We start from the raw sequence: 7655 nt of genomic DNA, 5'->3' as shown, positions 1-7655 counted from the left end.
CCCGCGCACCCGACCCGCCGCCGCGGCGTGCGGGGTGCGCGCGTCACCGGTCCGGGGGGATGTGGGCGAGCATGCGTTCCATGCCGCCCACCCAGTTGGCCCTGAGCGCCTCGGTGGCGCCGGTGAGGTCGCCGTCGAGGAGTCTCCGGGCGATCTCGCAGTGCTCCTCGGCCTCGCGGGCGACCGGCTGGTCCTCGGCGACGACGAGGTTCTCGTAGCGGCGCATGCCGGCCTTGATGCGGGCCAGCAGGTCGAGCAGGCGCTCGTTGGGGCAGCCGCTCAGCAGGAGGCCGTGCCACTCGTCGTCGCGCCGGTCGACGGTCGCGTGGTCGGCGACGGGGTCGGGGAACTCCCGGGCCATCTCCAGGAGCCGGGGGGCGATGCCCCGCAGGTGCGCGGGGTCGGAGGACTCCAGCGCGAGGGACTCCAACGAGGCGACGATCGCGACGAGTTCACGGAACTCGGTACGGCTGACGGGCGCGAAGCGGAAGCCGCGGCCCTGGTTGCTCTCCAGGACCCCTTCGCCGGTGAGGGTGATCAGCGCCTCGCGCAGGGGGGTGCGGCTGACGCCCAGTTCGGCCGCTAGGACGGCCTCGTTGACGTCGGTGCCGGGGGCGAACTCGCCGCGGGTCAGACGGTCCATCAGCTCGTCGCGGATCTGTTCTCGCAGCGGGCGGCGCTCGATCGCCATCGGGTCCCCAATCCTCGGATTTCCACCATAGCCCTTGACCGGATGCAGAGTACTGCACTATGCATTCTGAATACAAAATGCGAACCGGGTGGACGGGAGGCGGCAGATGAGCCTGACGCGGGTGCCGGGGATGCTGTTCGGAGGTGACTACAACCCCGAACAGTGGCCCGAGGAGGTGTGGGAGCAGGACGTCCGGCTGATGGCCGAGGCCGGGGTGAACGTCGTGACCGTCGCGGTGTTCTCCTGGTCGCGGCTGGAGTCCGCGCCCGGGGTCTTCGACTTCGGCTGGCTGGACCGGGTCCTTGACCTGCTCCACGCCCACGGGATCGCGGTGGACCTGGCCACCGCGACGGCGACGCCGCCGCCCTGGCTGGTGCGGGAACACCCCGAGATGCAGCCCGTCGACGCGGGCGGGACCCGCCTGGGGTTCGGTTCCCGGCAGGGCTACTGCCCCTCCTCGCCGGTGTTCCGGGCGGGCACCGTGCGGCTGGCACGGGCGATGGCGGAGCGCTACGGGGAGCACCCGGCGCTGGTCATGTGGCACGTCGGCAACGAGTACGGCGACCACACGGTCGAGTGCTTCTGCGAGGAGTCGGCGCGGGACTTCCGGCGCTGGCTCGCCGACCGCCACGGGAGCCTGGAGGGCCTCAACACCGCCTGGGGGACGTCCTGCTGGGGCCAGCACTACACGGAGTGGACGCAGGTCGAACCGCCCCGGAAGGCACCCGGTCCGGTCAACCCGGCCCAGGTCCTGGACTGGCGGAGGTTCTCCAGCGACGCGCTGCTCGCCTGCTTCGAGGCCGAGCGCCGGGTGCTCAAGGACGTCACCCCGGACGTCCCCGTGACGACGAACTTCATGAGCATCCTGCACCACCTCGACTACTGGACGTGGGCGGCGGCCGAGGACGTCGTCAGCGACGACGCCTACCCCGACCCCGCCGACCCGGCGTCCCACGTGAAGGCCGCACTCAGCTACGACCTGATGCGCTCGCTGAAGCGGCAGCCGTGGCTGCTCCTCGAATCGGCGCCCGGCGCGGTGAGCTGGCGGGAGGTGAACGTCCCCAAGGAGCCGGGCCTCATGCGCCTGCACAGCCTGCAGGCGGTCGCCCACGGTTCGGACGGGGTGATGTTCTTCCAGTGGCGCCAGGCCGCGTACGGGCCGGAGAAGTTCCACTCGGCGATGCTGCCGCACGGCGGGACGGACACCCGCCAGTGGCGCGAGACGCTCGAACTGGGGGCGGACGTGCGGCGGCTGGCCGAGGTCGCGGGGGCCACGACGTCGGCCGACGTCGCCCTCGTCCTGGACTGGGACAGCTGGTGGGGGCTGGAGGCGCCGGAGTCGCTGCCGTCGAACCGGCTCGCGCTGCACGCGCTCCTCCTCTCCTGGTACCGGCCGCTGCACGCCCGCGGCATCGCCGTCGACCTCGCGCCGCCCGGCCGGGACCTCTCCTCCTACAAGGTCGTCGTCGTCCCCAACCTCTACCTGTGCACCGCGGAGCAGGCCGCGAACCTCGCCTCCTTCCCGGGCCGGCTGGTCGTCGGCCCGTTCAGCGGGGTCGTCGACGCCGCCGACCAGGTCCACGAGGGCGGCGCGCCCGGGCCGCTGCGGGAGCTGCTGGGCGTGCGCGTCGAGGAGTTCTGGCCGATCCCCGACGGCCTGACCCAGCAGGTGGTGACGCCGGACGGCACCCGGCTGACGGCCCGGACCTGGAGCGAGTGGCTGACCGTCGACGACGCGCAGGTGGTCGCGCGCTACCGCGGCGGTCCGCTGGACGGGCGCGCGGCGGTCACCCGGCGCGGCCACGCCACCTACCTCGGCTGCCTGCCCGACGACCTGACCCCGCTGCTCGACGAGGTGCTCGCCGGCGCCGGCGTCACCGGCGTCACCGGGACGGACCTGCCCGCCGGCGTCGAGGCGTGCCGCCGCGGCGCGTACCTGTTCCTGCTCAACCACGGGGCCGCACCGGCCACCGTCACCCTGCCCGCCGCCGGGACCGACCTGCTGACCGGCCGTCCCCTGCACGGCCACGTGGTGCTCGCGCCCCGCGACGCCGTGGTCCTGAAGCCCGAGGAGATCTCGTGACCCATCCCTACATCCCCAACGCGGGGCCCGAGGCCCGGGCGGCGATGCTCGCCGAGATCGGTGCGTCGAGCGTCGCCGAGTTCTACGGCGACATCCCCGCCGACCTGCGGCCGGGCCGCCCCCTCGACCTGCCCGCCCCGTTCGCCGACGAGCCCGGCCTGGTGCGGCACATGCGCGGCCTGCTGGCCCGCAACACCGACACCACCGAGGTGCTGAGCTTCCTCGGGCACGGCTGCTACCCGCACCACGTCCCGGCGGTGTGCGACGAGGTGAACGGGCGCGGCGAGTTCCTGACCGCCTACGCGGGGGAGCCCTACGAGGACCACGGCCGGTTCCAGGCCCTCTTCGAGTACGTCTCGATGATGGCCGAGCTGCTCGACATGGACGTCGTCAACGTGCCCACCTACGACGGCTTCCAGGCGGCGGGGACGGCCCTGCGGATGGCCGCCCGCCGCACGGGCCGCGGCCGGGTGCTCGTCAGCGGCGCGATCGCGCCGGACAAGCTCGCCAAGATCCGGGACTACCTGGCCCCGGACGTCGAGGTCGTGCTCGCCCCGGTGGCCGGCTCGGGGGAGGTGGGCGAGATCGACCTGGACGACACCTTCGCCGCGCTCTACCTGGAGACGCCCAACGTCTACGGCGTCATCGAGACGCGCGGGCGCGAACTGGCGGACCTCGCCCACGGCGCCGGCGCCCTCCTGGTCGTGGGGACGGACCCGATCGCGCTCGGCGTGCTCGCGCCCCCCGCGTCCTTCGGCGCGGACCTGGTCTGCGGGGACATCCAGTCGCTCGGCATGCACCAGCAGTACGGCGGCGGCCAGGCCGGCTTCATCGCGAGCCGGGACGACGAGCGCCTGGTCGCGGAGTTCCCCTCCCGCCTGTTCGGCATCGCCCCGACCGCCGTCCCCGGGGAGTACGGCTTCGGTGACGTCTTCTACGACCGGACCTCCTTCGCGCTGCGCGAGGAGGGCAAGGAGTGGGTCGGCACCGCGGCCGCCCTGTGGGGCATCACCGCCGGCGTCTACCTCTCGCTGATGGGCCCGCAGGGAATGCGCGAGATCGGCGAGACGATCCTGGCCCGGACCCGGTACGCGATGGGGGCCCTGGCCTCGGCCGGTGCCCGGGTCCGTCACCAGGGGGCCTTCCACTTCCGCGAGTTCGCCGTCGAGGTGCCGGACGCCGACGCGTTCCTCGCGGCGCTGCGCCGCCGGGACATCTTCGGCGGGGTGCGGCTCGGCTCCCGGGAGGTCCTGGTCTGCGTCACCGAGCGGCACTCGATCGCCGACATCGACACCCTCGCGGCGGCCGCCAAGGACGCCCTCTCAGCCATCGGAGGCACCAAGTGAGCTCGCACGGAGAATCGTTCGCCACCCTGCCCGTCGCACCCAAGCCCGCGCTGCGCCGTTTCCACCAGGCCCGCTGGGACGAGGAGATCATCTTCGAGCTGTCCCGGCCCGGCCGGCGCGGGGTGGGCGTGCCCGCCCCGGACGCGCCGCCGGTCGAGCTCCCCGAGGGCGTCGGCCGCCGCACCCCGCCGGCGCTGCCCGAACTGTCGCAGAACCAGGTGGTCCGCCACTACCTGCGCCTGTCGCAGGAGACCCTCGGCGCCGACCTGAACATCGACGTCGGCCAGGGCACCTGCACGATGAAGTACAGCCCCAAGGTCAACGACACCTTCGTGCGGGATCCGAAGATCGCCGAACTGCACCCGCTGCAGCCCGAGGACTCCGTCCAGGGCGTGCTGGAGATCTACTGGCGGCTGGAGCAGATCCTCAAGGAGATCTCCGGCATGGCCCGGGTGTCGCTGCAGCCCGGCGCCGGTTCCGCGGCGATCTACGCCAACATCGCGATGATCCGCGCCTACCACGCCTCCCGGGGCGAGGGCGGCCAGCGCGACCAGGTCGTCACCACGATGTTCTCGCACCCCTCGAACGCGGCGTGTGCGAAGGTCGCCGGGTACGAGGTGATCACCCTGATGCCGGACGCCGCCGGCAACCCGGACATCGAGGCGCTGCGGGCGGCCGTGGGCCCGCGGACCGCGGCGCTGCTCATCACCAACCCGGAGGACACCGGGATCTTCAACCCGAGGATCCGCGAGTTCGTCGACCTCGTCCACGAGGCGGGCGGCCTGGCCTGCTACGACCAGGCGAACGCCAACGGCATCCTCGGGATCACCCGCGCCCGTGACGCGGGCTTCGACCTGTGCCACTTCAACCTGCACAAGACGTTCTCGACCCCGCACGCGTGCGGCGGGCCCGCGGCGGGGGCGTGCGGCGTCTCCGAGGCGCTGGCGCCGTTCCTGCCCGGACCGGTCGTCGAGCGCGCCGGGGCGTCGTACACGCTGGCCTCCCCCGAGCGGTCGGTGGGGAAGATCCGGCCGTTCCTCGGGGTCACGCCGAACGTGGTGCGCGCCTACGCGTGGGTGATGGCGCTCGGCGCGGACGGTCTGCGGGAGGTCGCGGAGACGGCCGTCCTCAACAACAACTACCTGATGCACAAGGTCCTGCGGATCCCCGGCGCCTCCGTCCCGTGGGCGGACCGGCGGCGGGTGGAGCAGGTCCGCTACTCCTGGCAGGACCTCACGGAGGAGACCGGGGTGCACTCCGAGGAGATCGGGATCCGCGCCGCCGACTTCGGCGTCCACTACTGGACCAGCCACCACCCGTACGTGGTCCCCGAGCCGTTCACCCTGGAACCGACGGAGTCCTACTCCCGCGAGGACCTGGACGAGTACGCCGCGATCCTCGCCCAGGTGGCCTCCGAGGCCCGGGAGGACCCCGAGTTCGTGAAGAACGCGCCCTACCACCAGACCGTCCACCGGATCGACCCCACCTCGCTGGACGATCCCGCGCAGTGGTCGCCGAGCTGGCGCGCCTACTGTCGCAAGCACCGCCGGTGATCGTCGGCCTGGTCGTGAACCCCGTGGCGGGACTCGGGGGTCCGGCCGCGCTCAAGGGCAGCGACGGCCCCGACGTCCAGGCCAGGGCGCTCGCCCTCGGCGCCGTCCCGCGTGCGGGGGAGCGGGCGGCCGCCGCGCTGGCGGCGCTCCACCGCCTGCGCCCGGACGTCCGGGTGCGCACCGTGGCGGGGGCCATGGGGGAGGACAGCGCGCGGGCGGCCGGCGTCCCCCACGAGGTCGTCCACCGCCCCCGGGCCGGTGCGGGGGCCGCCACCACGGCCGGCGGCGCGGTGACCGTGACGACCGGCGCGGCGGACACCCGGGCGGCGGTGGCGGTGCTCGGCGGGGCGGACCTGCTGCTGTTCGCGGGCGGGGACGGAACGGCGCGGGACGTGCTGGACGCCCGGCCCCGGGGGCCGGTGCTCGGCGTGCCGGCCGGGGTGAAGGTCTACTCCGGCTGCTTCGCGGTCAGCCCGTTCGCCGCCGCCGCGACCGCCGCCGCGTTCGACGGGACCACCCTGGACGCGGAGGTCGTCGACCTGGACGAGGAGGCGTACCGGTCGGGGCGGGTGGGCGCCCGGCTGTACGGGACCCTGCGGGTGCCCGCGGCCAGGACGCGGCTCAGCGGGCGCAAGAGCGGGTCGTCGGGGGCGCCACCGGGATCGGCGGAGTCGATCGCGCGCGAGGTGGTGGCGTCGATGGTGCCCGGCGAGGCCTACGCGCTCGGCCCCGGGGCGACGACGCTCGCGGTGGGCCGCGCGCTGGGTCTGGACCTGACGCCGCTGGGGGTCGACGTGGTCCGGGACGGCGTCCTGCTCGCCCCCGACGTCACCGAGCGGACCTTGCACACCCTTGCCATGTCACAGGTGACACATGGTGTGCTGTCCGTGATCGGCGGGCAGGGGTTCGTGATCGGTCGCGGCAACCAGCAGTTCAGCCCCCGGGTGCTGGACCGGCTCGCCGGGATCGTCGTGCTCGCCACCCAGCAGAAGCTCGCCGCCCTCGGCGGCCGGCCGCTGCTCGTGGACAGCGGCGACGCCGCGGCCGACGCCGCGTTCGGCGGCCACACCCGGGTCGTCACCGGGTACCGCGAGTCCGTGATGTACCGCATCCAGTCAGCGAACGAGGAGCTATGAACACGTTGCAGAACAAGGTCGCCGTCGTCACCGGCGGAGCCTCCGGCATCGGCCGGGCCACCGCCCGGCTGTTCGCCGCCGAGGGAGCGGCGGTGGTCGTCGCCGACCTGGCGGACGCCTCCGCCGTGGTCCGCGAGATCGAGGCGGCCGGCGGGCGGGCCGTGTCGGTACGGGCCGACGTCTCCTCCGAGGTCGACTGCGAGCGGATCGTGAACATCGCCGTCGAGCGGTTCGGAGGGCTGCACGTCCTGTTCAACAACGCCGGGATCATCCGGCGCCAGACCGCGCTGGCGATCTCCGCCGACGACTGGGACCGGGTGATGGCCGTCAACGTCCGGTCGGTCTACCTGATGTGCCGCTTCGCGATCCCGGCGATGACGCAGGGCGGCTCGATCGTCAACACCGGTTCCGGCTGGGGGCTGAAGGGAGGCGGCAACGCCCTGTCCTACTGCGCCTCGAAGGCCGCGGTCGTCAACATGACGCGCGCCCTGGCGATCGACCACGCCGCTGCGGGGATCCGGGTCAACTCGGTCAACCCCGGCGACACCATGACGTCGATGCTCCGCGACGAGGCGCGTCAGCTGCAGGTGGAGTGGTCGGCCTTCGAGAAGGACGCCGCCGACCGGCCGATGGGCCGGGCCGGGTCGCCCGAGGAGATCGCGAGCGCCGTGCTGTTCCTCGCCGGCGACGCGAGCAGCTACATCACCGGGTCCGCCCTCGTCGTCGACGGCGGCGGCCTCGCCTGACCCCCCTGCTCCACCCCGCTCCACCACCCCCGCTCCACCTTTCCGTACCGCTCCGGCGCGCTCCACCCACCCACCCCCCCCCCGCGAAAGCTCCTCGGAG

Annotated in this window: 6 protein-coding genes; 5 read left to right on the top strand and 1 reads right to left on the bottom strand. The window is 73.5% G+C overall.

The genetic code is table 11. The annotated features are described in order from the left end of the window. Window positions 1–43: 43 nt before the first annotated feature. On the bottom strand, window positions 44–691 hold the full coding sequence (locus ACFWOG_RS22000) for a GntR family transcriptional regulator (protein WP_329951242.1): 648 nt from the start codon (window positions 689–691) through the stop codon (window positions 44–46). A gap of 106 nt (window positions 692–797) precedes the next feature. On the opposite strand from ACFWOG_RS22000, the gene ACFWOG_RS21995 reads away from it, so the two are divergent. Genes ACFWOG_RS21995 through ACFWOG_RS21975 form a run of 5 tightly spaced genes read left to right on the top strand, consistent with a single transcriptional unit; the run spans window position 798 to window position 7555 of the window. Beyond that, a complete protein-coding gene (locus ACFWOG_RS21995) occupies window positions 798–2774 on the top strand; it encodes a beta-galactosidase (protein ID WP_380360450.1) in 1977 nt (658 codons plus the stop codon). Then, on the top strand, window positions 2771–4120 hold the full coding sequence (gene gcvPA / locus ACFWOG_RS21990; protein ID WP_380360448.1) for an aminomethyl-transferring glycine dehydrogenase subunit GcvPA: 1350 nt from the start codon (window positions 2771–2773) through the stop codon (window positions 4118–4120). Before ACFWOG_RS21995 ends, gcvPA begins: the two co-directional genes overlap by 4 nt. Next, window positions 4117–5673 carry an aminomethyl-transferring glycine dehydrogenase subunit GcvPB gene (gene gcvPB / locus ACFWOG_RS21985; RefSeq protein WP_329951244.1) on the top strand — a complete coding sequence of 519 codons (1557 nt, stop codon included), beginning with the start codon at window positions 4117–4119 and terminating at the stop codon, window positions 5671–5673. The genes gcvPA and gcvPB overlap by 4 nt, the downstream gene beginning before the upstream one ends. Continuing rightward, window positions 5628–6809: an NAD(+)/NADH kinase gene (locus ACFWOG_RS21980; protein WP_329951245.1), complete on the top strand. Its 1182-nt coding sequence runs from the start codon at window positions 5628–5630 to the stop codon at window positions 6807–6809. The genes gcvPB and ACFWOG_RS21980 overlap by 46 nt, the downstream gene beginning before the upstream one ends. After that, a complete protein-coding gene (locus ACFWOG_RS21975; RefSeq protein WP_380360446.1) occupies window positions 6806–7555 on the top strand; it encodes an SDR family NAD(P)-dependent oxidoreductase in 750 nt (249 codons plus the stop codon). Before ACFWOG_RS21980 ends, ACFWOG_RS21975 begins: the two co-directional genes overlap by 4 nt. The last annotated feature ends 100 nt before the right edge of the window (window positions 7556–7655 follow it).

The organism is Kitasatospora sp. NPDC058406 (genome assembly GCF_042722765.1).
Taxonomy (GTDB): domain Bacteria; phylum Actinomycetota; class Actinomycetes; order Streptomycetales; family Streptomycetaceae; genus Kitasatospora.
The sequence above is the reverse complement of the archived record's forward strand: the minus strand, read 5'-3'. Positions and strand labels throughout refer to the sequence as shown.

What these genes read in the sequence shown, in the direction of transcription:
- ACFWOG_RS22000 (WP_329951242.1), bottom strand. Translation starts at nt 691, where the DNA reads ATGGCGATCGAGCGCCGCCCGCTGCGAGAACAGATCCGCGACGAGCTG.
- ACFWOG_RS21995 (WP_380360450.1), top strand. Translation starts at nt 798, where the DNA reads ATGAGCCTGACGCGGGTGCCGGGGATGCTGTTCGGAGGTGACTACAAC.
- ACFWOG_RS21975 (WP_380360446.1), top strand. Translation starts at nt 6,806, where the DNA reads ATGAACACGTTGCAGAACAAGGTCGCCGTCGTCACCGGCGGAGCCTCC.